Origin of the sequence: Paraburkholderia aromaticivorans (assembly GCF_002278075.1) — a bacterium.
GTDB classification, from domain to species: domain Bacteria; phylum Pseudomonadota; class Gammaproteobacteria; order Burkholderiales; family Burkholderiaceae; genus Paraburkholderia; species Paraburkholderia aromaticivorans.
In genome coordinates this window covers 3329019-3354706 of the sequence record NZ_CP022989.1, presented here as the reverse complement: position 1 = coordinate 3354706, position 25688 = coordinate 3329019, and the positions used below count along the sequence as shown (strand labels likewise).

18 protein-coding genes are annotated in these 25688 nt (G+C 64.5%); 11 read left to right on the top strand and 7 right to left on the bottom strand.

The window, feature by feature from the left end:
- Positions 1-65: 65 nt before the first annotated feature.
- The 6 genes from CJU94_RS15195 to CJU94_RS15170 all read left to right on the top strand — a co-directional run bounded on the left by CJU94_RS15195 (position 66) and on the right by CJU94_RS15170 (position 8492).
- Positions 66-2264: a polysaccharide biosynthesis tyrosine autokinase gene (locus CJU94_RS15195; RefSeq protein ID WP_095419388.1), complete on the top strand. Its 2199-nt coding sequence runs from the start codon at positions 66-68 to the stop codon at positions 2262-2264.
- Between the two features lie 62 nt (positions 2265-2326).
- Positions 2327-3259, top strand: a complete 933-nt coding sequence (locus tag CJU94_RS15190; RefSeq protein WP_095420383.1) for a glycosyltransferase family 2 protein — start codon at positions 2327-2329, stop codon at positions 3257-3259.
- Between the two features lie 100 nt (positions 3260-3359).
- Positions 3360-4535: a glycosyltransferase gene (locus CJU94_RS15185; protein WP_095419387.1), complete on the top strand. Its 1176-nt coding sequence runs from the start codon at positions 3360-3362 to the stop codon at positions 4533-4535.
- A 3-nt stretch (positions 4536-4538) separates the two neighbouring features.
- The gene (locus CJU94_RS15180; protein WP_095419386.1) at positions 4539-6020 is read left to right on the top strand and encodes a glucose-6-phosphate isomerase; all 1482 of its coding nucleotides are present in this window, start codon (positions 4539-4541) and stop codon (positions 6018-6020) included.
- Positions 6017-7246, top strand: coding sequence for a glycosyltransferase family 4 protein (locus CJU94_RS15175; protein ID WP_095419385.1), 1230 nt, complete (start codon positions 6017-6019; stop codon positions 7244-7246). The genes CJU94_RS15180 and CJU94_RS15175 overlap by 4 nt, the downstream gene beginning before the upstream one ends.
- A 79-nt stretch (positions 7247-7325) precedes the next feature.
- The gene (locus CJU94_RS15170; RefSeq protein WP_095419384.1) at positions 7326-8492 is read left to right on the top strand and encodes a glycosyltransferase family 4 protein; all 1167 of its coding nucleotides are present in this window, start codon (positions 7326-7328) and stop codon (positions 8490-8492) included.
- A gap of 177 nt (positions 8493-8669) precedes the next feature.
- Here CJU94_RS15170 and gmd read toward each other — a convergent pair whose 3' ends face one another.
- The 3 genes from gmd to CJU94_RS15155 all read right to left on the bottom strand — a co-directional run bounded on the left by gmd (position 8670) and on the right by CJU94_RS15155 (position 11713).
- Positions 8670-9713, bottom strand: a complete 1044-nt coding sequence (gene gmd / locus CJU94_RS15165) for a GDP-mannose 4,6-dehydratase (protein ID WP_095419383.1) — start codon at positions 9711-9713, stop codon at positions 8670-8672.
- Positions 9714-9863: 150 nt separating this feature from the next.
- Positions 9864-10592, bottom strand: a complete 729-nt coding sequence (locus CJU94_RS15160; protein WP_095419382.1) for an SGNH/GDSL hydrolase family protein — start codon at positions 10590-10592, stop codon at positions 9864-9866.
- Positions 10589-11713: an acyltransferase family protein gene (locus CJU94_RS15155; protein WP_095419381.1), complete on the bottom strand. Its 1125-nt coding sequence runs from the start codon at positions 11711-11713 to the stop codon at positions 10589-10591. The genes CJU94_RS15160 and CJU94_RS15155 overlap by 4 nt, the downstream gene beginning before the upstream one ends.
- Positions 11714-12399: 686 nt before the next feature.
- Here CJU94_RS15155 and CJU94_RS15150 point away from each other — a divergent pair.
- The 3 genes from CJU94_RS15150 to CJU94_RS15140 all read left to right on the top strand — a co-directional run bounded on the left by CJU94_RS15150 (position 12400) and on the right by CJU94_RS15140 (position 18603).
- Positions 12400-14601, top strand: coding sequence for an NHL repeat-containing protein (locus CJU94_RS15150; protein ID WP_095420382.1), 2202 nt, complete (start codon positions 12400-12402; stop codon positions 14599-14601).
- Between the two features lie 85 nt (positions 14602-14686).
- Entirely contained in the window at positions 14687-16153 is a 1467-nt protein-coding gene (locus CJU94_RS15145) for a flippase (RefSeq protein ID WP_095419380.1), read from the top strand.
- The gene (locus CJU94_RS15140) at positions 16150-18603 is read left to right on the top strand and encodes a glycosyltransferase family 4 protein (RefSeq protein ID WP_095419379.1); all 2454 of its coding nucleotides are present in this window, start codon (positions 16150-16152) and stop codon (positions 18601-18603) included. The genes CJU94_RS15145 and CJU94_RS15140 overlap by 4 nt, the downstream gene beginning before the upstream one ends.
- A 102-nt stretch (positions 18604-18705) precedes the next feature.
- Here CJU94_RS15140 and CJU94_RS15135 read toward each other — a convergent pair whose 3' ends face one another.
- Positions 18706-19917, bottom strand: coding sequence for an acyltransferase family protein (locus tag CJU94_RS15135; RefSeq protein ID WP_095419378.1), 1212 nt, complete (start codon positions 19915-19917; stop codon positions 18706-18708).
- A 242-nt stretch (positions 19918-20159) separates the two neighbouring features.
- Between CJU94_RS15135 and CJU94_RS41415 the strand changes: the two genes are divergently transcribed.
- Positions 20160-20303 (top strand): hypothetical protein, encoded by a 144-nt coding sequence (locus CJU94_RS41415; protein WP_167397537.1) that lies wholly within the window; start codon positions 20160-20162, stop codon positions 20301-20303.
- 307 nt (positions 20304-20610) lie between these two features.
- Positions 20611-21528, top strand: a complete 918-nt coding sequence (gene galU / locus CJU94_RS15130; protein ID WP_095420381.1) for a UTP--glucose-1-phosphate uridylyltransferase GalU — start codon at positions 20611-20613, stop codon at positions 21526-21528.
- 201 nt (positions 21529-21729) lie between these two features.
- On the opposite strand, the gene CJU94_RS15125 is transcribed toward galU, so the two are convergent.
- The 3 genes from CJU94_RS15125 to glcF form a co-directional block, all read right to left on the bottom strand.
- A complete protein-coding gene (locus CJU94_RS15125; RefSeq protein ID WP_095419377.1) occupies positions 21730-23904 on the bottom strand; it encodes a malate synthase G in 2175 nt (724 codons plus the stop codon).
- A 107-nt stretch (positions 23905-24011) separates the two neighbouring features.
- Entirely contained in the window at positions 24012-24416 is a 405-nt protein-coding gene (locus CJU94_RS15120; RefSeq protein WP_095419376.1) for a heme-binding protein, read from the bottom strand.
- 19 nt (positions 24417-24435) lie between these two features.
- Positions 24436-25677, bottom strand: a complete 1242-nt coding sequence (gene glcF, locus CJU94_RS15115; protein WP_095419375.1) for a glycolate oxidase subunit GlcF — start codon at positions 25675-25677, stop codon at positions 24436-24438.
- Positions 25678-25688 lie beyond the last annotated feature (11 nt).

The window sequence follows — 25688 nt, the reverse complement described above, 5'->3', positions numbered from 1 at the left end:
ACCGAAGCAAACGCCGATGTAACCGATACGGGAAGCGAATTGTGAGCAACCAAATCTCTCCACACATGGCCGGTCCGATCAAGACCGAAGAAGAGGACGTCGTCCTCGGACAACTGGTGCAGGTGATCCTCGACGACATCTGGTGGCTCATCGCCATCGCCGCCGTGATCGTCGCGATCGCGGGCGCGTACTGTTTTCTCGCCAAGCCGATCTATTCGGCCGACGCGCATGTGCGGGTCGAGCAGTCCGACAACACCTCGCAGGCGCTCACGCAGACGCAGACCGGCGCGGCGATCACCACCGGTTCGACCTCGTTGCCGACCGACGCCGAGATCGAAATCATCAAGAGCCGCGGCGTGGTCGGCCCGGTCGTGCAGCAACTGAAGCTGAACTTCAGTGTCACGCCGAAGACGCTGCCGCTCCTCGGCAGCATCGCCGCGCGCATGGCGACGCCGGGTCGGCCCGCGCGTGCGTGGCTGGGGCTGTCGTCGTATGCATGGGGCGGTGAGGAGGCCGACGTCGATTCGATCGATGTGATCCCGGCGCTGGAAGGTCAGAAGCTCACCATGAAGGTGATCGACGACCAGCACTACGAACTGTATGCGGCAAACGGCGCGCTGCTGCTGCGCGGCCTCGTCGGCCGGCAGGAGCAGGGCGGCGGCGTGACCATGATGGTCAACAAACTGGTGGCGCGGCCGGGCGAGGAATTCACGGTGATGCGCGCCAACGACCTCGACGCGATCTCCGCGTTCCAGTCGGCCATCGCGGTGCAGGAGCAGGGCAAGCAGACCGGCGTGATCCAGATCTCGCTGGAAGACAAGAGCCCCGAGCATGCCGCGCTGGTCGCCAATGCACTGGCCGAGTCGTACGTGCGCCAGCACGTGCTCAACAAGCAGGCCGACGCGAGCAAGATGCTCGACTTCCTGAAGAGCGAAGAGCCGCGCCTGAAGTCGGACCTCGAACGCGCCGAGGCGGCCTTGACCGCGTATCAGCGGCAGTCCGGTTCGATCAACGCGAGCGACGAAGCCAAGGTGTACCTCGAAGGCAGCGTGCAATACGAGCAGCAGATCGCCGGCTTGCGCCTGCAGATGGCGCAGCTCACCGAGCGCTACGGAGACGATCACCCGATGCTGGTCGCCGCGCGCGCGCAGATGGCCGAATTGCAAGCGCAACGCACCAAGTACGCGGACCGCTTCCGCGATCTGCCGGCGACCGAAGTCAAAGCCGTGCAGTTGCAGCGCGACGCGAAGGTGGCGGAAGACATCTACGTGCTGCTGCTCAATCGCGTCCAGGAGTTGTCGGTGCAGAAGGCCGGCACGGGCGGCAACGTGCATATCGTCGACGTCGCGCTGCGTCCGGGCGTGCCGGTCAAGCCGAAGAAGGTGCTGATCCTGTCAGCGGCGGTGATTCTCGGGCTGATCGCGGGCACGGGCTTCGTGTTCCTGCGCCGCAACATGTTCAAGGGGATCGACGACCCCGATCACATCGAGCGCGCGTTTCATCTGCCGGTGTTCGGCCTCGTGCCGCAGAGCGCCGAACAGGCTGTTCTGGAAAGCAGCTTCCAGCGCGGCGGCGAGCGCCTGCGCTCGGTGCTGGCGAATGCGCGGCCGAAGGACGTCACGGTGGAAAGCCTGCGCAGCCTGCGCACTTCCATGCAGTTCACCATGATGGATGCGAAAAACCGCATCGTCATGCTGACCGGTCCGATGGCCGGCGTCGGCAAGAGCTTCCTGACCGTCAACCTGGCGGTGCTGCTCGCGAATTCGGGCAAGCGGGTGCTGATGATCGACGGCGACATGCGCCGCGGCGTGCTCGAACGCTATCTGGGCGGCGTGCCGGATAACGGCCTGTCGGAACTGCTGAGCGGCCAGATCTCGCTGGAAGAAGCGATCCGCAGCTCGCACGTGGAGGGCCTGAGCTTCATCTCGTGCGGCCGCCGTCCGCCGAATCCGTCGGAACTGTTGATGTCGCCGCGTCTGCCGCAGTACCTCGAAGGCCTCGCCAAGCGCTACGACGTGATCATCATCGACACGCCGCCGGTGCTGGCCGTGACCGATGCGTCGATCATCGGCGCCTATGCCGGTTCGACCTTCTTCGTGATGCGCTCTGGGGTGCACAGCGAAGGCGAGATCGCCGACGCGCTCAAGCGTCTGCGCGCGGCCGGCGTGCACGTGCAGGGCGGCATCTTCAACGGCATGCCGGCCCGCTCGCGCGGCGGCTACGACCGGGGCTACGCGGCGGTTCAGGAATACCTGAGCACCTGAGGCGGGTGCGTTTCGGGATGCGATTCGATCTTCGCGCAACGACGATAAAAAAGGACATCACGATGAAAGTGACGGTACTGGTTCCGACTTACCGACGCCCGGCCGACCTGGCGCGCTGCCTCGCCGCGCTGCAACGGCAGTCGCGGCTGCCGGACGAAGTGGTGGTGGTGGCGCGCGCCGACGACGCGGCGACCCACGCCTGCCTGCGCGATCCGGCCGTGCCGGGCGCGCTGCCGCTCTCGGTGGCGCTGGTCGAGGCGCCCGGCCAGGTCGCGGCCCTGAATCGCGGACTGGACGCGGCCAACGGCGACGTGATCGCGATCACCGACGACGACGCCGCCCCGCACGCCGACTGGGTCGAACGCATTGCGGCCGCGTTCGCGAGCGACGCACGCCTCGGCGCGCTCGGCGGACGCGACTGGGTGCACGAGAAAGGCCGCGTGCTCGACGGCGAGCGGCCGCTGGTGGGCAAGGTCACGGCGCACGGCAAGATCATCGGCAATCATCATCTCGGCGTGGGCGGTGCGCGCGAAGTCGACATTCTGAAGGGCGCGAACATGAGCTACCGCCGCGAGGCGGTGCGCACCATCCGCTTCGACGCGCGCCTGCGCGGCGCGGGCGCGCAGGTCCACAACGACATGGCGTTCAGCCTGGCGGTGAAGAACGCCGGCTGGAAGCTGATGTACGACCCGCGCGTGGCGGTCGATCACTTTCCCGCCGAGCGTTTCGACGACGACCGGCGCGACGCGCAGACCATGGCCGCCTTGCGCAACGCCGCGTTCAATTTCCATCTGATCCTGCGCGACCAGTTGCCGCCGCTGCGCCGCGAGACCGCGTGGTGGTGGTGGACGCTGGTCGGCACGCGGGTCTATCCCGGGCTCACGCACGCGGCGCTCGCGCTGCTCTCGAAGCAGGCGGGCCTGAAGCTCACGCGCTGGCGAGCCGTGCGCACCGGCGCGCACGAAGCGCGCCGCGCGCTGTCCCGCGCCGCGTGATCACCACCCCACGCCCCACGTCCCGCACGTTCGCGCATCGGCGCATGGCCCGCATCAGGGCCGCCGATGCCCCTTTCCACCGGCAGAGCGGAGTGTCTGCATGAGTACGAAAGTTCACGTTCATCTGTTTTACGGCGCGGACCCGCGCTTTTATCGACAGGGCGACAACATCGGTTGTCTGTACGGCTATCACCACGCGGAATCCGACGCGTTCAAGCTCACCTATTCGCAGGACGCGCGCGAAGGCAAGCCGGTGCGCCTGTTGCGGCGTGCGCTGAAGGCGGCGCTCGGCTTCGACTTCATCCATACGTGGCGCAACCGCGCCGAGATGCTGCGCTCGGACGTGATCTGGACGCACACCGAACAGGAATGGCTGTCAGCGGCGCTGATGCTGCTATTGAGCGGCCGCAAGGCCGGCGCCGCTAACGGCCCGTTGCTGCTCGCGCAAAGCGTCTGGCTGCTCGATAAATGGCCTTCTTACGGCATTCTGCGCAGCTGGCTGTATCGCAAGCTGATGGCGCGCGCCGACCAGCTCACCACGCTCGCCAGTGAAAACGCCGCGTTGTGCCAACGCTACTTCGAGCGCGATGCCAGGCCGCTGCTGTACGGCCTGAACACGCGCGATTTTCCGGTCAAGGCACCGACCGAATGGACGCCGCACACGCCGATCCGCATCGCCGCCATCGGCAACGATCGCGATCGCGATTGGGAGACGCTCATCAAGGCGTTCGGCAACGACGCGCGCTACACGGTGAAGCTCGCGACCCGGCGGCGCATTCCCGCCTCGCTGCGCGCGCCCAATGTCGAGATCGCGCTGTTCTCCGGCATCAAGAAGCAGCACGAACTGTACGACTGGGCCGACCTGATCGTCGTGCCGCTGCGGCCGAATTCGCACGCTTCGGGCATCACCGTCATGCTCGAAGCAGCGGCGCTCGGTAAGCCGATGGTGGTCACCAATGTGGGCGCGTTGCAGGATTATTTTCCGGCCGGCGAGGCGTCTTATATCCCGCCGTTCAACCCGCAGGCCTTGCGTGAAGCGGTCGACCGGCTGGCCGCCGCGCCCGTGGACGCGCTGCGCCAGGCGCAGGCGGCCGCGGCCGGCCTGCTCGCGCGCGATCTGACCACGCAGCACTACGCCATGCAGCATGTGCGGATCACGCAGGAGATGCTGCGGGCGAGGGCCGCCACGCGCGCGCGGCCGGCGGCCGGCCTCGCGACGGCGGCTGCGGTGTCCGAGTCCGAGCGCCCGGCGCGCCAGTCGCGCGGGGGTCTCTGAACGATGTCGACGATTGCGCGAAGCGCCGATAGCGCGAACGGCACCGCGGGGGCGCGCTCCCGCGCCCGCAAGGAATGGCTGCCGGAGGCTTTGCTGTGGTTCGTGACGACGCTGCTGATCGGCGCGCATCAGGGCACGGTGCTCACGCTCGCGTTTCCGGTGCTCGCGATCCTGACGGGCCTGTGGCTGTACTTCAAAAGCCCGGCGCGCTACATCGGCTTCATGTGGTGGCTGTGGTTCCTGAGCCCGGAGGTGCGGCGTCTGGCCGACTGGTCCAAGGGTTCGTTCACGCCGACCAGCCTGATCCAGGTCGCGCCGCTCGCGGTGACGATGATCAGCGCGCTGTCGCTGCTGCGCTACTACAAGCTGCTGGCGCAGCGGCGCGGCCTGCCGGTGCTGCTGGTGCTGCTCGGCCTTGTCTATGCGTTCCTCGTCGGCGTGATGTCGAGCGGGCCGCTCGCGGCCACCTACGACCTCGCGAACTGGCTTTATCCGATCCTGATCGGCTTTCACATCATGGCGCACACGCGCCAGTATCCGACGTACCGCGACACCATTGTCAATACGTTCATCTGGGGCATGCTGGTGATGGGCGGCTACGGCCTCGTGCAGTTCTTCATCATGCCGCAGTGGGATGCACTGTGGATGCTCGGCTCGCAGATGAACTCGCAGGGCGACCCGGTGCCGATGGGCGTGCGCGTGTTCAGCACGATGAACTCGTCGGGACCGTTCGCCTTCGCGATGATGGGCGCGATGGTGTTCGTGATGGCGGCCACGCACCGGGTGCGCTGGGTCGCCGCGGCGCTGGGCTTTTTCTCGTTCGCGCTGAGCCTCGTGCGCTCGACGTGGGGCGGCTGGGTCATCGCGCTGCTGATCCAGCTCGTCAAATCGAACAACAAGGTGCGGGTGCGCATTGTCGCGAGCGCGGTGCTGCTGGCCGGGCTATGCGTGCCGCTGCTGGCGGTCGGCCCGGTGGCCGAGCGCATGCAGGCGCGCCTGACCACCATCGTCAACCTGAACGACGACCAGAGCTACGCCGCGCGTAACGAGTTCTACGCGACCTTCGCCAAAACGGCCTTCACCGACGTGTCGGGCGAAGGCATGGGCGCCACCGGCACCTCCACCAAGCTCTCGAACGACGGCGGCCAGCTCGGCCAGTACGGCAACTTCGACAGCGGCGTCATGAACATTCCGTTCGTGCTCGGCTGGCCCGGCACGCTGCTCTACATGTCCGGGATCATCTGGCTGGTGACGCGCGCGGTGCTCGCGTCGTTCAAGCTGCGCAACGACAAATTCGTCTCCGCCTGCCTGAGCCTGAGTCTGGCGACCTTCGCAATGCTGGTGTTCACCAATTCGCTGGTGGGCACGGGCGGGTTGCTGCTTTTCATGAGTGTTTTTTCGATCCTTTCCGCGGTGCATTACGAAAAACTCAACCGCGCCGGGAGGTCATATCGCACGCTATCTTTCCACGGAGGCACTGATTGAGAGTCGCCATTGTCACGCACGTGGTGCGCCATAACGACGGCCAGGGGCGCGTCAACCACGAGATCGCCCGCGCCGCCCTCGACGAGAACATCGGCGTCACGCTGGTCGCTTCGCACGTCGCGCCGGATCTGCTCGCGCATCCGAACGTCCGCTGGGCGCAGGTGAAGATCGGCCGCTGGTGGCCGACCAATCTGCTGCGCCAGCAGGTGTTCGCGTTCAAGAGCGCGATGTGGCTGCGCGCGCACCGCGGCGAATACGACGTGCTGCACGTGAACGGTTTCATCACGTGGATGCCCGCCGACGTCAACACCTCGCACTTCGTGCATAGCGGCTGGTTCGGCAGCAAGTACTACCCGTTCGGGCTCACCAAGGGCGTGTGGTCGGCATATCAGTCGGTCTATACGCGCTGCAATGCGCTGCTCGAACGCTGGGCTTACCGGCGCTCGAAGGTGATCACGGCGGTGTCGCAAAAGGTCGCCGATGAAATCCGCGCGATCGGCCTTACGCCGGAGAACCGTGTCGATGTGATCTACAACGGCGTCGATACGCAAGGCTTCGCCGCCGCCACGGGCGAGCGCGAGAAATTCGGCTTGCCGCAGGACGCGTTCCTGCTGCTGTTCGTCGGCGACCTGCGTACGCCGCGCAAGAACCTTGGCACCGTGCTCGCCGCGCTCAAGTTTCTGCCCGAACACGTGCAGATCGCGGTGGCCGGCTTTCTGCCGGGCAGTCCGTATCCGGACGAGGCGAAGGCGCTCGGCATCGCGCATCGCGTGCATTTTCTCGGCCTCGTGAAGGAGATGCCGGTGTTGATGCATTCGGTCGACGCCTTCGTTTTCCCGTCGCGCTACGAGGCGATGAGCCTGTCGCTGCTCGAAGCGATGGCGGCGGGCTTGCCGGTGGTGACGGCGCGCACGGCGGGCGGCGCTGAAATCATCACGCCGGAATGCGGCATCGTGCTCGACGATCCGGACGATCCCACGGCGCTGGCCCGCGCGGTCGCGCGCCTCGCCGAAGACCACGCCGGGCGCCGCGCGATGGGCGTCGCCGCCAACGAACTCGCGACCGGCTTCGGCTGGGCGCGCATGGCCGCGCAATACATCGCGCTGTATCGCCAGCTGGCGGGCCAGCAGAAGGACCGCCGGCGCAGCGAGGCCGAAACGGCGGCGGTCGCCAGTACCGACGCGCTGACGCTGAACACGCTGGCCGGCCAGGAGAGCGCGGAATGACGCAGCGGGCTTCACCAAACCGGCAGACGCATTCAGCGCTTCACCATCACAACTCTCAGAACGCACAGGGGTCACAATCATGACGACGAGCTCAATCAAATCGCTGCAGATCGGGATGCACTGGTTCCCCGAGCGCGCGGGCGGCCTCGACCGCATGTACTACTCGCTGGTCGGCGCGCTGCCGGGCGCGGGCGTCGCGGTGCGCGGCGTGGTGGCCGGCTCGCCGAAGGTGGCCGCCGACACCGGCGGGGCGATCAACGGCTTCGGCTCCGCCGCGCAATCGCTGCCGTTGCGGCTGATGGCGGCACGCCGCGCGCTGCGCCACGAACTCAGCACGTCGCGCCCCGACGTGATTTCGTCGCACTTCGCGCTTTACACGTTTCCGGGTCTGGACGTGACGCGCGGCATTCCGCAGGTTTCGCATTTTCAGGGCCCGTGGGCCGACGAGAGTCACGTGGAAGGCGCCGACTCGCTCGGCCAGCGCGCCAAGCGCTATCTGGAGCAATCGGTCTATGCGCGCTCGTCGCGGCTGATCGTGCTGTCCGAGGCGTTCGGCAAGATTCTGACTTCGCGCTACCGGATTGCGCCGGAGCGCGTGCGCGTCGTGCCGGGTTGCGTGGACGTCGAACAATTCAATCTGCCGATCTCGCCCGCCGAGGCGCGTTTGAAGCTGCAATTGCCGCAAGACCGGCCGATCGTGTTGGCGGTGCGGCGCCTGGTGCGCCGCATGGGTCTCGAAGATCTGATCGATGCGGTGAAGCTGCTCAAGCGCAGCGCGCCGGACGTGCTGCTGCTGATCGCGGGCAAGGGGCGGTTGGAGGGCGAGTTGCAGGCGCGCATCACCGAGGCGGGTCTGGAAGATAACGTCAAACTGCTGGGTTTCGTGCCCGATCAGCATCTGGCGGCGCTGTACCGCGCGGCAAATATCAGCGTCGTGCCGACGGTGGCGCTGGAGGGCTTTGGCCTCATCACGGTCGAATCGCTGGCCTCGGGCACGCCGGTGCTGGTGACGCCGGTGGGCGGCTTGCCCGAAGCGGTGGCGGGTTTGTCGCCGAATCTGGTGTTGCCGCAGACGGGTGCGAAGGCGATCGCGGATGGACTCGCGGGCGCGCTCAACGGCACGCTGAAATTACCGGATGCGGATGCTTGCCGCCGTTATGCACGTGAGAACTTCGATAACTCGGTGATCGCAAAGCGGGTGGCCTCGGTGTATAGCGAGGCGATTGCGGCGGGCGGGGTGCACTGAGGCAAGGCCGCGGCGTGGTGAAATAAAAAACGCGGAGCTTCGATCATTGCGATCGGACTCCGCGTTTTTTTGCGTTCCGGCGTGGCATGAGAGCAGATCCCAGCCGATCAAGGTGAAGATGGGTGGAGATGGGCGAGCGCCGGCGCGGCCGCGCATTTCCACCGCGCATCAGAAGAATCAGAACGTCTCGTGCTGCTCGTTACGTCCGAGATCCGCATGAACCATCATGTGGCACAACTGCTCCAGCGTGGTTTCCGGCTTCCAGCCGAGTTTCTCGTGCGCCTTGTCGGCGCAGCCGATCAGCAGGTCCACTTCGGCGGGGCGATAGAACTTCGGATTGACGCGCACGAGGGTCTTGCCGGTGGCGACATCGATACCCGTTTCGCGCTCTTCCTTGCCCGACCATTCGAGCTGATAGCCCGCGGCCGCGAACGCCATGCGCACGAAATCGCGGACCGTTTCGGTGCGGCCGGTGGCGAGCACGAAGGTGTCCGGCTCATCGGCTTGCAGCATGCGCCACATGCCTTCCACGTATTCGAGCGCGAAGCCCCAGTCGCGCCTCGCACTCATGTTGCCCAGTTCGAGCACATCCTGCTTGCCGAGCTTGATCTTGGCGACGGTGTCGGTGATCTTGCGGGTGACGAATTCGCGACCACGCAGCGGTGATTCGTGATTGAAGAGAATCCCGCTGCTCGCGAAAAGGCCGTACGACTCGCGATAATTGATGGTCGACCAGTGCGCGAACAGTTTGGCGACGCCGTACGGGCTGCGCGGATAGAAAGGCGTGTCCTCGCGTTGCGGCACGGCCTGCACGAGACCGAACATTTCCGAGGTCGACGCCTGGTAGTAACGCGTCTTCGGATTGAGAATGCGGATGCCTTCGAGCAGATTCAGCGCGCCGATGCCGGTCACTTCGGCGGTCGTCACCGGCTGGTCGAACGAGACGCCCACGAAGCTCTGCGCGGCGAGGTTGTACAACTCGTCGGCCTGCGCGCCTTCGAGCAGGCGCAGCGTCGAACCGAGATCGGTGAGATCGTGTTCGACCAGCCGCAGATTCGGATGATCGAGCACGCCCAACTCGCGCATGCGCCAGAAATTGACGGAACTCGTGCGCCGATAGGTGCCGGTCACGTGGTAGCCCTTGTCGAGCAGCAGCTTGGTCAGATAGGCGCCGTCCTGTCCGGATACGCCGGTGATGATCGCTTTGCGTGGTTGGCTCATAGCTTGCCTTCGAGATTGTTAAAAGAAAAAAGAAAAAGCAGTCGCGCCGGTCAGGCGCATTTCATCGGCACACTCGGAAAGCGCATCTCAGAAGCACGTTTCGCCAGCGCCAGCAACGCCTAAAACACGAAACCCACTTGAAAAAGCGCTTCAGGGCGTGCCGTCCAACAGGCGCCGCACCAGCGGTTCGACGACCTGAAAATCCTGTTCGGCCTTCAGCCGGTACAAACCCGGCTTGGGATGCGCGCCGTCGGACATCAACGTCTTCCAGTCCGGCAGATTGCTGATGTAGGCGAACTGATCGACGAGCGGCACCTGCTGTTCGGCGGCCACGCGGCGTGTCACCGCGACCATCGTGGCGAGCCGCGCGTTGAGCCGGTTGTCGGGCATCGGGTTCGCGGTCTGCAGAACCGGCTCTTTGCCGAGCGCGCGAGCGGTTTTCACGAGCGTCGTCTCGGCCGTGTAGAACTGCTCGGGCGTCTGGTTCTGCATGACTTCGTTGATGCCATAGTTGATCAGCACGATCTGCGCGGACGAGGCGGCAAGCCGCTCCTGCCATGGCAGGCCGGCCGTCGGCCCGGCGCGGCGATTGCCCGTGCCGTCGCGCAGTTGCATCGCCATCGTGTTGCCCACGCCGTAGTTCGTGACGCGCACCCGTTCGCCGTGGCGCGCCTGCAATTCGTCCTGCAGATACGACACGGCGTTTTGCGACTGCGGACCGCAATGGCCGTCGGCGCACGTAATGCCGAGTGTGGTCGAATCGCCGTAGGCTTCGATCAGCACTTGCGTTGCCGGGCCCGGCGCCGCGGCCGACGCGGCCAGCGCGAGCATCGATGCGGCCGCCCACACGCTCGCTGCGAGCCATCCCCGGCGTTTCATGCGCGGCTTTGCGGCGCTTGCGGCGCCGTGCCGACGCGGCTGCCCGTCGCGGCCTGCGTATGCGTCTGTGGTTGCGCTTGTTTCTGCGCGGGCGCGCCGCGCGCCGAGCCGAAAATCAGGCGCTTCTCGAACGCGAACCAGGTGATGCTGGCGTAGGCGAGCGTGATCGCGAGCGCGAGCGCGGCGCTCACATAGCGGTTCAGATGCAGCGGCCACAGCGCGTACAGCACGCTCAGGTGAATCAGATAGATCGTGTAGCTGATGGTGCCGATATAGACCAGCACGGGATTGCACAGCAGCCGTTTGACGATGCCCTTGCTTTGCAGGGCGATGACCACGACGGAAGTACAAAGCACCAACGAAACGCTGTAGAGCCCGGCGTTCGAGAGGGGCGTGTTCGCCGCGCGAAAGCGCGGAAAGTGCAGATGCAGCCACGCCAGCACCGCGAGCGCCGCGAACATGCCCAGCACCGCGACGCCCTTGAACGGTTCGAGCGCATTGCGGTCACGCCGCACGGCAACCGCCAGCAACGCACCCGCGGCGAGCAGGTCCATGCGGAACGGCGTGAGGTAATAGATCGGCCAGAACGAATCGAACCACGGCGTGGCCACCGCGCGCAGCACGGGCACCAGCAGGATCAGCGCGGCGGCCACGTAGCCGAGCACGCGCTCGGGCACGAGCAGGATCACGAACGGCCAGAAAATATAGAACTGCTCCTCAACGGCGAGCGACCACAGCACATTCAGGCTGTCGTGGCCGCTCTGGTTGAGCGCGTCGCCGATATTGGCGGCGAAGAACGCGTACCACTGCCAGTGCTGCGCCCAGCCGAAGCCGAACAGAATCGACGACACCACCATCAGCAGCACGTAGGGCGGCAGGATGCGGCGCGCCCGGCGTGCGTAGAAATAACCGAAATACGACTGTTGACGCGCCTTGCGCTCGAGCAGGATGCCGGTGATCAGAAAACCGCTCAGAACAAAAAACAGATCGACACCCATCCACAGCGGCGCCTTCAAGGCGTGCTGCGCGAATACGGCGAGCACGGCGATGGCGCGCAAGCCGTCGAGCTGCACGATGCGGCGGGAGTGGGAAGGCGCTAAGGGCAGTGCGCTGGCAGTCATGAACCGTCCATGGTGTGAAGCGGATGGGCCGGGCGAAGGATCGCGCGAGGATTGCGGAGAAAGAGGCGCGCTCGCTTCGCGTCGCAACGGAAGTGCAATCGATTCTAGGGAAAAGAAAATCGTGAAAAAACGGGAATGAATTGGATAAATGAATCAGATTGCAACAGGGTGTTTCGTTGTCCATTCTCAATGGATTTTTATGCTTATGTCGAATGGATGGCCGGCGATGTAATAAGTGCGGATCGCGTTGCCGAAGATCGGTAAGGATGATGTGCAGCGGCGCGCAGCGATCCGCGTCGCAGCCAATTTTGTTTTAATTCATTTTTAAATGGGTTTCTTTCACATTGCTTAAAGCATCGAATATTTTTGAATTATTTTCGATTTTCGTCGCGGCGTTTTTTCCGCGTAATGTGAGCCGTGCGGATTGGGTGGCCGGCGACGGCGCGTGGGCTGCGCGCGGCGCGTGAATTCCCGCGTGAGTTCATCAGCGCGTCACGCGCGGCAGCCGTTCTGTCGAGGCTCTGCCTGGGCCCTGTCCCCGCACGAATCTGTCCGATGTCCCTGCATGGCTTCTAGCGACTTGCATCACGAGATCGACCGCGATGCGTACCGTCATTTCACCGGGTTGTGTCGCCGCGCGAGCCTCGTTGCCCGCGCGCGGCGCGACGCTGATTGGAGGAAATACCTTGCCCCGTTTCACGTTCAAAAGCTGGCTCGCCGTGTTCGCGTGCGCCGCCGGACTGACCGCGCAATCGGTCAGTTTCACGGCTCATGCGGAAACCGCGTTGAACGCGAAAACGTCATGGATCGGCAATACGTTCGGTTTCGGCGACGGCACCTGGGCGCAGATCAACATCACCGCCATTGCGGTCGCGCCCGACGGCAAGGTGTACACGAACGCGCCTTGGGATGAGAGCGGCGCCGAGGCGAGCGTGTATCAGAACGGCAAGATGCTCGGCTTCGCGGGCGGCACGCATGGCTGGGGCAACAGCGGCGGCAACGCCGTCGCGGTGAATCGCAAGTATGCGTTCGTCGCGATCGCGGTCGGCAACGAGAAGGGGCGGCTGGTCGAACAGGGCGTGTGGCCGGAGAAGGGCAAGCAGTGGTTCGGCATCTCGCGCCGGCAGATCGCCGATCCGAAACGCGCCGCACCGTTCCAGCCCGCCGCGAAGAGCGCCGATCCGCATGCGCAACTGGCGGCCGGCTTCCTGATGATGAACGAAGTGCCGACCGGCACGAGCGCCGAAATCGGCGGCCTCGCCGCGAACGACACCACGCTGTATGCGGCCAACACGGCGCGCGATCGTATCGAGGTGTACGACGCGGAATCGATGCAGCAGAAAACCACCTGGAGCGTGCACGAGCCGGGCCGGCTCGCGCTGGCGCCGGACGGCACGCTGTGGGTCTTGAGCGGCACGCGCAACGACGCCGCGCCGCATGTCGAGCACTACACGGCGGCAGGCAAACGCATCGACGAAAACTTCACGCTGCCTGCCGGAACGATTGCGGTGGATATCGCGGTGGATGCGCAAGGCCGCATTCTGATCGCCGACAACGGCCCGCGTCAGCAGGTGCTGTATTTCAGCAGGAACGACGGCCGTTACGCGGAGTCGGGCTCGCTCGGCGAGCGCGGCGGCATTTTCAGCGGCGTCGCCGGCAAACCGGGCCCGCGGCGTTTCAACGGACTGACCGGCGTGGGCGTGGACGCGCGCGGCAACGTCTATGTGTCGACCAACGGTATCGGGCCGCGTTACGACCCGATCGGCGCGGGGCTCGGTGCGACGCTCGAAAGCTACGCACCAGATGGAAAGCAGAACTGGCAGGTGCAAGGGCTGCTGTTCGTCGACGGCGCGTGGATCGATCCGTCGCGCCCGGACAGCGTTTATACCGGCAACAAGCGTTTCGAACTCGATCTGTCGAAGCCGGCGGGGCAGGACTGGAAATACGCGGGCTTTCTGTCGAACCGCTTCAAGTATCCGGACGACCCCGTGTTCCACACCGACCAATATCCGGGCCTGCCGATCGCCCGCAAATTGAAGGGGCGCACCTTCCTGTATCTCACGGATATGTATGCGGATCATCTGAAGATCTATCGCTTCGATCCGCAACATGACGGCGAATCGGCGATTCCTTCGGGCTTTATCGCGGGACGCGAGCGCGCGGTGGCCAAGGTGCCGAATGCGCCACCCGGCGGCGACTGGATCTGGCGCGATGCGAACGGCGACGGCCGCTTCAACACCGACGAATTCACGCTCAACACGTCCGGTACGAAGCTCGCGGGCGGCTGGGGCTGGTGGGTGGATACCGTCGGCGACATCTGGCGCACACGTGACACGAAGGGAATTTATCGCTTCCGTTTCGGCGGGCTGGATGCGAAGGGCAATCCGGTCTACTCGTATTCGAACATGACGCAGTACCCGGTGCCGCAACCCTTTACGGAACTGCATCGCGCGATCTACGACCCGGACACCGACACGATGTACGTGACGGGCTATACGCCCGACACGCCGGTCGACCGCGGCTTCTGGAAGGAAGTGGGCCGCGTGCTCGTGCGTTACGACAAATGGTCGAGCGGCAATCCGGTGCAGCGCTATGCGATCACGCTGCCGTGGCAGACGCAGAGCAAGCCGATCGTCACCATCATCGGCCTGACGGTCGAAGGGCAATACCTCTTCGGCGTCGAGCCGGTCGGCGCGGTGCACGTGTGGGACAAGGACAGCGGCAAGGAGCTCGGCGTGATCCGGCCGGGCCCGGAAGTGGGCCGCGCGTCGGGCTGGGTCGACGTGCCCAACGGCATCAGCGCCGCGAAGCGCGCCAACGGCGAGTACCTTGTGTTCGTCGAGGAGGACGCGCGCGGCAAAGTGATGATGTACCGCTGGAAACCTTGATGAGCGACACATGTGCGCTTCATTCGCATGACCAGGTAATCCGCACGCAACACGAAGACAAACGTAGTCAACCCCAAGGCATCCGATGGACAAAGGCATTCTCAGGAACGTAGCGATCAATTTCTTCGGATTGGTGCTGCCGACTTTCGTCTCGCTCGTGACCGTGCCGTCGTATATCAAGCTGCTCGGCGTCGAGCGCTACGGCGTGATCAGTCTCGTGTGGACGCTGATCGGCTACTTCGGGATTCTCGATCTCGGCATGAGCATGGCCGCGCAGAATCACATCTCGAAGGCACGCGCGTCCGGCGACAAGGATGAGAGCGATCGCGTGTTCTGGAGCGCGACATGGCTCAATCTCGCGACCGGCGTGATCGGCGGATTGATCATCTATTTCGGCGCGTTTCTCTACACCGCGTATTTCACCAAGGTTTCGCCCGAGTTGCAGCACGAGGTGTACATGGCGCTGCCGTGGCTCGCGGTGGCGATTCCGATTGCCAATGTCTCGTGGGTGTTCGCGGGCGCGATCAACGGCGCGGAACGTTTCGGCGTCTACAACACCAATCAGACTATCGGCACCTTCCTGTTCCAGTTGCTGCCGCTCGGCGCCGCGTTGTGGATGGGCGCGACGCTGCAGAACGTGCTGGCCGCCGCGGTGTTCGCGCGGATCGTGGCCGCGCTGCTGCTGGGCCGCTCCGCGCTGAAAGTGCTGGAAATCCGCCGTGTTCTGCCGCCGCAGTTCGGCGTGGCGAAGGGGCTGTTCAATTTCGGCGGCTGGATGCTGATTGCCAGCGTCACCACCATGATCGCCGACTCGCTCGACCGCGTGATGCTCGGCACGAGTCTCGGCGCGCGGTTCGTCACGTATTACACGGTGCCGCAAAACCTCGTGACACGTCTGAACATCGTGCCGACGGCGCTGGTGCGCACGTTGTTTCCGCGCCTCTCCGCAGTGGGACGTGCCGACGCCGACACCATCACCCGGCAGTCGCTCGAGTTTCTCAACGGCGTGTTCACGCCGGTCGCGCTGGTGGCGATGCTGGTGCTCGAACCGTTCCTGCATCTGTGGGTGGGCAGTGAAATCGCCACCGTGGCGGCGCCTGTGGGCCGCATCATGATCGTTGCCGTGTGGCTCGTCGGTCAGGCGAACGTCACGCGGATTCTGATCCAGTCGCAGGTCAATCCGGCCACCGCCGCGCGCGTTGGTTTATTCGAATTGCCCCTGTTTGCAGGCGCGTTGTGGTTCGGCATCACGCATTTCGGTCTCACGGGCGCCGCGGTGGCCGTGGCCGGCCGGGCGCTGTTCGACTACGCCGTGCTGCTGCGCCTGTCGGCGATTCACGCGCGGCAGATCGCGCTCGACATGCTCGCTCACCTCGCTTTCCTGCTGGCGAGCCTATGGCTTGCCGGTTTCCTGCCGGGTCTCGCGGCGGCGATTGTCGCCGGCGTATTGATGGTCGGCGCCAATGTCGCCTGGTCGATCACGATGACACCCGCCTTGCGCGATCTTGCGCGTTCACTGCTGTTGCGACTGAATCCGAGGAAAAGCGCATGAACCACGAAGTCCTTGAAGAAGCCGTGCTACAACCCGCTACGCGCAGCGCACTGGCCGAACTCACCACCGTTGCCGTTCCGGCGCCGCCGCGCCGCGCCGCATGGCGCGGCGATAAAACGGTGCGCGTTGCGATCGTGCACGACTGGCTCGTCACGTATGCGGGGGCGGAGAAGGTGCTCGAACAGATTGTCGCGTGCTTTCCCGACGCGGACCTGTTCAGCCTCGTCGATTTTCTCGACGACCGCAGCTTTCTGCGCGGCAAGCCCGTCACCACTTCGTTCATCCAGAAGCTGCCGCTCGCGCGCAACAAGTACCGCTCGTATCTGCCGTTGATGCCGCTCGCGATCGAGCAGCTCGACGTGTCCGCGTACGACGTGGTGATTTCGAGCAGCCACGCAGTCGCCAAGGGCATTCTGACCGGCCCCGACCAGGTGCATATCAGCTATGTGCATTCGCCGATCCGTTACGCGTGGGACCTGCAGCATCAATATCTGAAGCAGTCCAAGCTGACCGCCGGCCCGAAGTCGGCCATGGCGCGGCTGATTCTGCATTACATCCGCAACTGGGATATTCGCACCTCGAATGCGGTGGATGGCTTCGTCGCCAACTCCGAATTCATTGCGCGGCGCATCAAGAAGGTTTATCAGCGCGATGCGCAGGTGATCTTTCCGCCGGTCGATGTCGAAGCCTTCGCGCTATGCACCGAGAAGGACGACTTCTATCTGACCGCCTCGCGCATGGTGCCGTACAAGAAGATCGATCTGATCGTCGAAGCGTTCGCGCGCATGCCGCAGCGCAAGCTCGTCGTGATCGGCGACGGCCCCGACATGCAGAAGATCCGCGCGAAAGCGGGGCCGAACGTCGAGATCATGGGCTACCAGCCGTTCAAGGTGCTCAAGGAGCGGATGAGCCGCGCCAAGGCCTTCGTGTTCGCCGCGGAAGAAGACTTCGGCATTTCGGTGGTCGAAGCGCAGGCCTGCGGCACGCCGGTGATCGCTTACGGCAAGGGCGGTGCGCTCGAAACCGTGCGCGACCTGTCGGAGCCGCGGCCCACCGGCATGTTTTTCGACGAACAGAACGCCGAGTCGATCATCGCCGCGGTGGAGCGTTTCGACGACCACGTGAAACGGTTTTCGCCCCTGGACTGCCGCGCGAACGCCGAGCAGTTCTCCGCCGCGCACTTCCGCGAGCGCTTCTTTGCGCATGTGCGCGCGTCGGTGCCGGCGCTGCGTACGGCGACGTTGCCGCCATACGTGCCTTATAAGGCGGAACCCGCAGCCACCGGGCCGCGCATTCTGGCCGTCGATCAGAGCGGCGTGCTCGGCGGCGCCGAGTTGTCGCTGCTGGAAATCGTCAAGGCCTTGCGCTCGCGCATCGAGGTCGTGCTGTTCGACGACGGCCCGTTCCGCACCGCGCTCGCCAAAGCCGGCGTGGCCGTCGACGTGCTGGAGGCGGGCGCGCTGCGCCATGTGCGCAAACAGGGCGGCTCATTGCCGAAGGGCGACGCGCTCAAAGGCCTGATCTCGCTCGTGCGCGCCACGGCCAAACGCGCGCGCAAGGCCGACGTGATCTACGCGAACACCCAGCGCGCGATGGTGATCGGCGCGCTCGCCGGCAAGCTGGCGCGGCGCCCGGTGGTCTGGCATCTGCGCGATATCGTGAGCCCCGAGCATTTCGGCGGCAAGCAACTGGCGATCATCAAATGGTGCGCGCGTCTTGGCCTCACGCATGTGATCGCCAATTCGGCCGCCTCGGCGCGCGCCTTTGCGGAGCTCACGCAGTTCGACGAAAAACGCATCGACGTGGTGTTCAACGGCATTGCCGCCGCGCCGTTCGACGCGCTGCGCACGGTGCCGCAAGCCACGCTGCGCAAGCGCCTCGGCCTGCCGCAGGACGCGTTTCTGGTCGGCTCGTTCAGCCGTCTCGCGCGCTGGAAAGGACAGCATGTGCTGCTCGAAGCCATGGTCCTCAATCCGCAGATGCACGCGGTGCTGGTGGGCGCGCCGCTGTTCGGCGAGGACCAGTACGAGATCGAACTGCACGCGTTCGTCGCCGCGCACAACCTGGGCGGGCGGGTGCACTTTCTGGGCTTCCAGCACGATATCGCGGCCTGCATGTGCGCGGTCGACGCCGTCGTCCATACGTCGATCACGCCGGAGCCGTTCGGGCGCGTGATCGTCGAAGGGATGCTGGCGCAGCGGCCGGTGGTGGCCGCGCGCGCGGGCGGGGTGCTGGAGATCATCGACGACTATGAGAACGGCGTGCTGTGCACCCCAGGGGATGCACATGGCCTCGCCGACACGCTCGCCGAACTGCGCGCAAACGATGAGTTGCGCAACAGGCTCGTCAGGAACGGGTATCAGACGGCGCTGGGCCGGTTCGGCACCGCCACGTATGTGGAAGGTGTCGAGCGGATTCTGAAGCGGGTGGCGGCGCCTGGAGCGGCTTAGGGAGGCTTTAACGCGGGGTAGGCAGGGGCTCGGCCGTCCCTGCCGTTTGCGCAGCGGGGCGAACGTCCGAGGACATTCGCTCCGTTTTTTTTGCGCGGGTTTTCAGGCCTGTTTCAGCGCCGCTTTCGGCTTGAAACTGGCCGACCACTTCATGGCCGGCAACTCGACCAGCCGGTAGAACACGTAAGCCGCCGGCACGGCCACGAGCATGTAGCCGAACGACGGCCAGATCGACATTTGCAGTGACGAGCGGAACAACAGCGACGACAGCAGCACGAAGATCGGCAGATGGATCAGATACAGCGAGAAGCTGAAATCGCCGAGCCGCGAAAGCAGGCGCATGCCGAACGCGGGGCCGCGGTCCGCGTTGCCGCGCTCCAGCGCCTTGTACAGGTAGAACGCAAAGCCGATCGCCCAGAGCTGGAACGCACCGTATTGACCGAAATGGAACGCCGCGCAGCCGAGCGCGACGAACCCCGCTGCGAGCGCGTAGAGCCAGACCGGCGAGCGCGCGTGCGGCGCGCTGCGCGCACGCGCGTCGGCGATCCATGCGCCGAGCGTCCACGAAAACCAGTACGACGTGAAAAACTGGATGTCGTGGCGCTCGAGCACGTACGCGGACACCACGTTGATCACCGCGACGATCGCCAGCACGGATGTCATGCCGATGCGCCGGCGCAGCGCGAAGAGCAGCGGATAGATCGCATAGAACTGCACTTCGAGCGAGAGCGTCCAGAGCGCGCCGTTCGAGCCGAACGTCTTGCCGGCCACGCCTTGCAGCGAAAACAGGTTGACCAGAAAGGCCTGCAGGCCGATCTCGCGGATCTTGTGATTGACGGGCGGCAATTGCAGGCTGAACCAGTCGAGCGCGAAGGTCAGCACCAGCGCCGCGAGCAGCACGGGGTAAATACGCGCGAACCGGCGCACCCAGAAATTGCCCGTATCCAGCCGGTAAGCGGGATTGCCGGCGAGCCGCAACGCGCCGCCGCGGTGAATGCAATAGCCGCTGATCACGAAGAAAATCGGCACGCCCGCCGAGCCCCACGCGATCGGAAACGTCAAATACGCGGCGATCGCATTCAGACTGAAGGCGTGGCCCACGCTCTGGTGAAACGCCTGCATGCCGACCCATTCGACCTGGCGGCAATGAAAATACGCCACCAGCAAGGCGGCGAAGCCGCGCATGGCGTCGATGACATGCTCCTTGCCGGCGCTGTCGGCGCGCGCTTCGCTGGGCGCGCGCGGCGAGGCGGCCGTGCGAGGCGGGGAGAGTGGCAGGGATGAGCCGGCGGCATCCAGTGCAGAGTCGCTCATGCGCGGTCCTTATTCTGACGGAGGGGAAAGCGGGTTCGCGCGCACGCCTTGCGCGTCCGCGGTGCATGACATGCTAGTGCACCGCGCCGGCAAAAAATCGATAAAAAATTACCCGCCGAATTGAATTAAGTGGCCATTTTGTGACGAATTGTAATTGAGCCTATCCGGATGTGGCGGCGAATTATTTACCGCTTTTGTCGTGCTAATTTAACTCACGGATTCTCTTGACCCGAGGTGAAGTCATGAACCTGCATTTACTTGCCGGCATTGCCGTGCTGCTGATCCTTGTCGCCGCCTCCGCCTATCGGGAGGCGCTGCGCAACGAGCCGATCCGCCGTTTTCGCATGAATCCGGGCAAATTGCCCCAGCTCGACGACCACGAATGACGGGCTTGAATGGGCTGAACGGGCCCGCCGCGCGCACGGCGGCGCCCGAAGCGGCGTGCCTCGCGCATCCGCAGGTCAGTTGTCAGGATATGTAGAATTTTCTGAATGGTCGAAAAATAAATCCATTTCGATGCGTAATTGTTGCTTATCGCCATGATGCATATCGAAATAGAATGGATTTATTTATTCGGATTGAGGAAATTTCACGTGTGCACCGGCGTTATTTTTTGCTAGCCTCTCCGGCGACATCGATTGGCCGCCTGGCCCGCGAACACACTAATTTCTAACCGATGTGGGAATGCCTACCATGCTGAAAGTCACCAAAGCCGTGTTTCCCGTAGCGGGCCTCGGGACACGATTCCTGCCGGCTACCAAGGCAAGTCCTAAGGAAATGCTGCCGATCGTCGACAAGCCGCTGATTCAATACGCGGTGGAAGAAGCGATTGCCGCTGGCATCACCGAGATGATCTTCGTAACGGGCCGCAGCAAGCGCGCCATCGAAGATCATTTCGACAAGTCCTATGAGATCGAGGCTGAACTCGAGGCGCGTAACAAGCAGAAGCTGCTCGATCTGGTGCGCAGCATCAAGCCGGCCAATGTCGACTGTTTCTATGTGCGTCAGGCCGAAGCGCTCGGTCTCGGCCACGCGGTGCTATGCGCCGAAAAACTGGTGGGCGACAGCCCGTTCGCCGTGATTCTGGCCGACGACCTGCTGCACAGCTCGAAGCCGGTGATGAGCCAGCTGGTCGACACGTTCAACCACTATCACAGCTCCGTGATCGGCGTGGAAACCATCGCGCGTGAAGACAGCCGCTCGTATGGCGTGGTGGATGGCCGCGAGTGGGAAGACAACGTGATCAAGCTGTCGGGCATTGTCGAGAAGCCGGCGCCGGACAAGGCGCCGTCGAATCTCGGCGTGGTGGGCCGTTATGTGCTGATGCCGACCATCTTCAAGCATATCCGCGCGTTGAAGCCGGGCGCGGGCGGTGAGCTGCAGTTGACCGACGCGGTGCAATCGCTGCTAACCGAAGAGCAGGTGCTGGCGTATCGCTATTTCGGCACGCGTTTCGATTGCGGCAGCAAGCTGGGTTATCTGAAGGCGACGGTGGAGTTCGCGCTGCGTCATCCGGAAGTGAAGGCGGAATTCGAGGCGTATCTGCAGGCGTATATGCAGACCAACATGCAGGACGGCGTGCCGGCGCAGTATACGGCGCAAGCGGCCTGAGCCGCGCCCCAAGCCGCTGTGCCTCGCGCCAGCGGCTGATGCGGGCGGCACTCGCCCCCAGCCGGCGCACGCCGGCAAACTTACCACGCAGAAGCAACGCGCAGCAGTATCGCGCACATTAAAACGGGCGCCGCTAACCACGCGGCGCCCGTCTTTTTTTCAGCCGGCCCACGCTTCACGCGCAGCCCGGCGAGCGAGGCTTCAGGCCTCCTTCTTCACTTCCAGCCGGAACTTGTGCAGCAACGGTTCCGTGTAGCCGCTCGGCTGCTGGCGCCCTTCGAACACCAGCGCTTGCGCGGCCTTGAAGGCGATCGTATCGAAGCCCGGCGCCATCGGCTTGTAGAGCGGGTCGCCCGCGTTCTGCTCGTCGACCACTTTGGCCATGCGCTTGAACGTCTCTTCAACCAGCTCGCGCTTCACCACGCCGTGATACAGCCAGTTGGCGATATGCTGGCTGGAAATCCGTAGCGTGGCGCGGTCTTCCATCAAGCCGACGTTGTGAATGTCCGGCACCTTCGAGCAGCCCACGCCCTGATCGATCCAGCGCACCACGTAGCCGAGAATGCCTTGCGCGTTGTTGTCGATCTCGCTGCGGATCTCGGCGTCGCTCCACTTCGCTTCGGCGACGACGGGAATCGTCAGCAGGCCGTCGAGCAGTTCGTCACGTACCTTCGCGTAATCCGTGCGTTCCAGTTCCTGCTGAACCGCCTGCACGTCGACCTGGTGGTAATGCAACGCGTGCAGCGTCGCCGCGGTCGGCGAGGGCACCCACGCGGTGTTCGCGCCGGCCTTCGGATGGGCGATCTTCTGTTCGAGCATGGCGTGCATGAGATCCGGCATCGCCCACATGCCCTTGCCGATCTGCGAGCGGCCGCGCAGGCCCGCGCTCAAGCCGACCAGCACGTTGCTGCGCTCATAGGCGGCGATCCAGGCGCTCGACTTCATGTCGCCCTTGCGCATCATCGGACCGGCTTCCATGGCGGTGTGCATTTCGTCGCCGGTGCGGTCGAGGAAACCCGTGTTGATGAACGCGACCCGCTCCGACGCTTCGGCGATACAGGCGAGCAGGTTCACGCTGGTGCGGCGCTCCTCGTCCATGATGCCCATCTTGATCGTGTTGCGCGGCAGCTTCAGCAGGTCTTCCACGCGTGCGAACAACTCGCTCGCGAAGGCGACTTCAGCCGGACCGTGCATCTTCGGCTTGACGATATAGATCGAACCGGTGCGCGAATTCAGCTTGTGCTTGCGGTCGTGCAACGCGCACAGCGAGGTAATGACCGCGTCGAGAATGCCTTCCGGAATCTCGTGGCCGTCTTTGGTGAGCACCGCCGGATTGGTCATCAAATGACCGACGTTGCGGATGAACAGCAGCGAGCGGCCATGCAGCACGACCGGCGCCGTGCCGTTCGCGGCGGTGTAGGCGCGGTCGGCGTTCAGGCGGCGCGTGAAAGTCTTGCCGTTCTTCGTGACCTCTTCGGCCAGGTCGCCGTTCATCAGGCCGAGCCAGTTGCGGTAGAGCTGGACCTTGTCGTCCGCGTCCACGGCCGCGACCGAGTCTTCACAGTCGATGATCGTGCTCACCGCCGCTTCGACCACCACGTCCTTCACATGCGCCGCATCGGTCTTGCCGATCGAGTCGTTCGCGTCGATCTGGATTTCGAAGTGCAGGCCGTTGTGCTTGAGCAGCACCGCGGACGGCGCGCTTTCCTCGCCCTGATAGCCGATGAATTGCGCCGGCGTCTTCAGCTCGCTCGCGCCGTTCTTCAGCGTGACGACCAGCTTGCCGCTTGCCACGCCATAGTGGGTGGCGTCGGCATGCGAGCCGTTTGCGAGCGGGGCGGCCTGATCGAGAAACTTGCGTGCATAGGCGATCACCGCGGCGCCGCGCACCGGGTTGAAGGCCTTCTGTTTTTCGGCGCCGTTGCTCTCGGGGATCGCGTCGGTGCCGTACAGCGCGTCGTACAGGCTGCCCCAGCGCGCGTTCGCCGCGTTCAGCGCATAGCGCTGATTCGACAGCGGCACCACGAGTTGCGGGCCGGCCTGTTCGGCGATTTCGGTGTCCACGTGGTCGGTCGTGGCTTTGACGCTGGCGGGCGCGGGCACGATATAGCCGATGCCTTCGAGAAACGCGCGGTACGCGCGCAGATCGCGCACCGGACCCGGGTTGGCGCGATGCCAGTTGTCCAGTTCGGTCTGCAGGCGGTCGCGCTCGGCAAGCAGCACACGGTTTTTGGGCGCCAGCTCGTGCACGAGGGCGTCGAAACCCGACCAGAATGCGGCACTGTCGATTCCGATGCCGGGCAGGGCTTCGGTTTCGACGAACTGGTCGAGGTTGGCGGCGACTTGCAGTCCGCCGCGCGGGTTCATCTGAGTCATCGACTGCTCCATCTATCTGAATGGGGCCGATGAGGGGGCATCGGCCCGCGTTGTGCAACGGTTTAGCTTCTCTCTTCGATGGCCGCCGCTTGGAACGGCGAACGGCCTTAAGCGGCGATAGCCTGAATGCCGGCCTTGGCGATCTGCGCGTCCTGATCCGACTTGACGCCCGACACGCCGACCGCGCCGACCACCTGGCCGTCGACGAGCACCGGCACGCCGCCTTCCAGCGTGCCTTGCAGCGGCGCGCTCAGAAATGCGGTGCGGCCATTGTTGATCATGTCTTCGTATACCTTGGTTTCACGGCGGCCGATCGCCGAAGTGCGGGCCTTTTCGGTCGCGATGTACGAACTGGCCGGCGCGCTGCCGTCCAGACGCAGCATTCCGAGCGGATGACCGCCGTCGTCGACCACCACGATGGCGACGGCCCACTGATTCTTCTCGGCTTCCGCGCGGGCGGCGTCGAGAATGCGGGTCGTTTCGGCAAGAGTCAACACAGGTTTGCTCAGCATAATGAATTTCCTGATTCGTTTATGGTAAGGATGCTTCTACAAGTTCTATCCAATGACGCACCGGCGTGCGCCCGGCGCCGTCCAGATGCGTCTGGCAACCGATGTTGGCCGTGACGATCAGCTCCGGCCTGCCGCTTTCCAGCGCGTCGAGCCTGTTGTTGCGTAACCGTTGCGCAAGCTCGGGCTGGGTAATCGAATACGTGCCTGCCGATCCGCAACACAGATGGGCGTCGGGCACGGCCGTGAGATCGAAGCCGAGTTGCTGCAGGATCGACTCGACCGCGCCGCCCAGCTTCTGCGCATGCTGCAACGTACATGGGCAGTGAAACGCGATTCTTTGCCGAGTCTGCCCTGGCAAGCTTGCTTGCAGCTGACCGAGCGGCTCGTTAGCCAATACCTCGACGAGGTCTCGCGCCAGCTCGCTGACCCGCTGCGCTTTTGACGCATAGCGAGGGTCGTCGCGCAGCAAATGCCCGTATTCCTTGATGAACGCGCCGCAGCCGCTCGCGGTTTGCACGATGGCTTCGGCGCCGGACTCGATGGCGGGCCACCACGCGTCGATATTACGCCGTGCCCGCGCGAGGCCTGCCTCCTGCGCATTCAGATGATAATCGGTCGCGCCGCAACAGCCGGCCTGGCGGGCATTCACGATGCTGATGCCGAGCCGGTCGAGCACGCGCGCGGCGGCCGCGTTGGTGTTCGGTGACAGCGCGGGTTGCACGCAGCCTTCCAGCATCAGCATTTTGCGCGGATGCCGCGGCGCCGGCCTCGGCTTGGTCCCAGCGTTGACCCGCGCGCCTTGCCTGGGGATTTTACGTCCAAGCGCGGCCGGAAGAAACGGCCGCATGGCGCGGCCGGTCTTCAGGAGCGCGTTGAACACCGCCGGATGCGGGATCGCGCGGCGCAAACCCTCGCGCAGCAAGCGCTCGGACAGGGGCCGCTCGATGCGCCGCTCCAACTCGGCACGGCCGATATCCAGCAGCGCGTGATAGGTGACACCGGACGGGCAGGTGGTTTCACAATTGCGGCAGCTTAGGCACCGGTCGAGGTGCAACTGGGTTTTCTGCGTGACGGGCTCGCCCTCGAGCATCTGCTTGATCAGATAGATGCGTCCGCGCGGGCCGTCGAGTTCGTTGCCGAGCAATTGATAGGTCGGACAGGTCGCGTTGCAGAAGCCGCAGTGCACGCAGGCGCGCAGGATCTGTTCGGCCTCGTCCGCGCGTGACAGGGTTTTGGCGGCATCGCTGAGATTGGTTTGCATGATGGGATTCG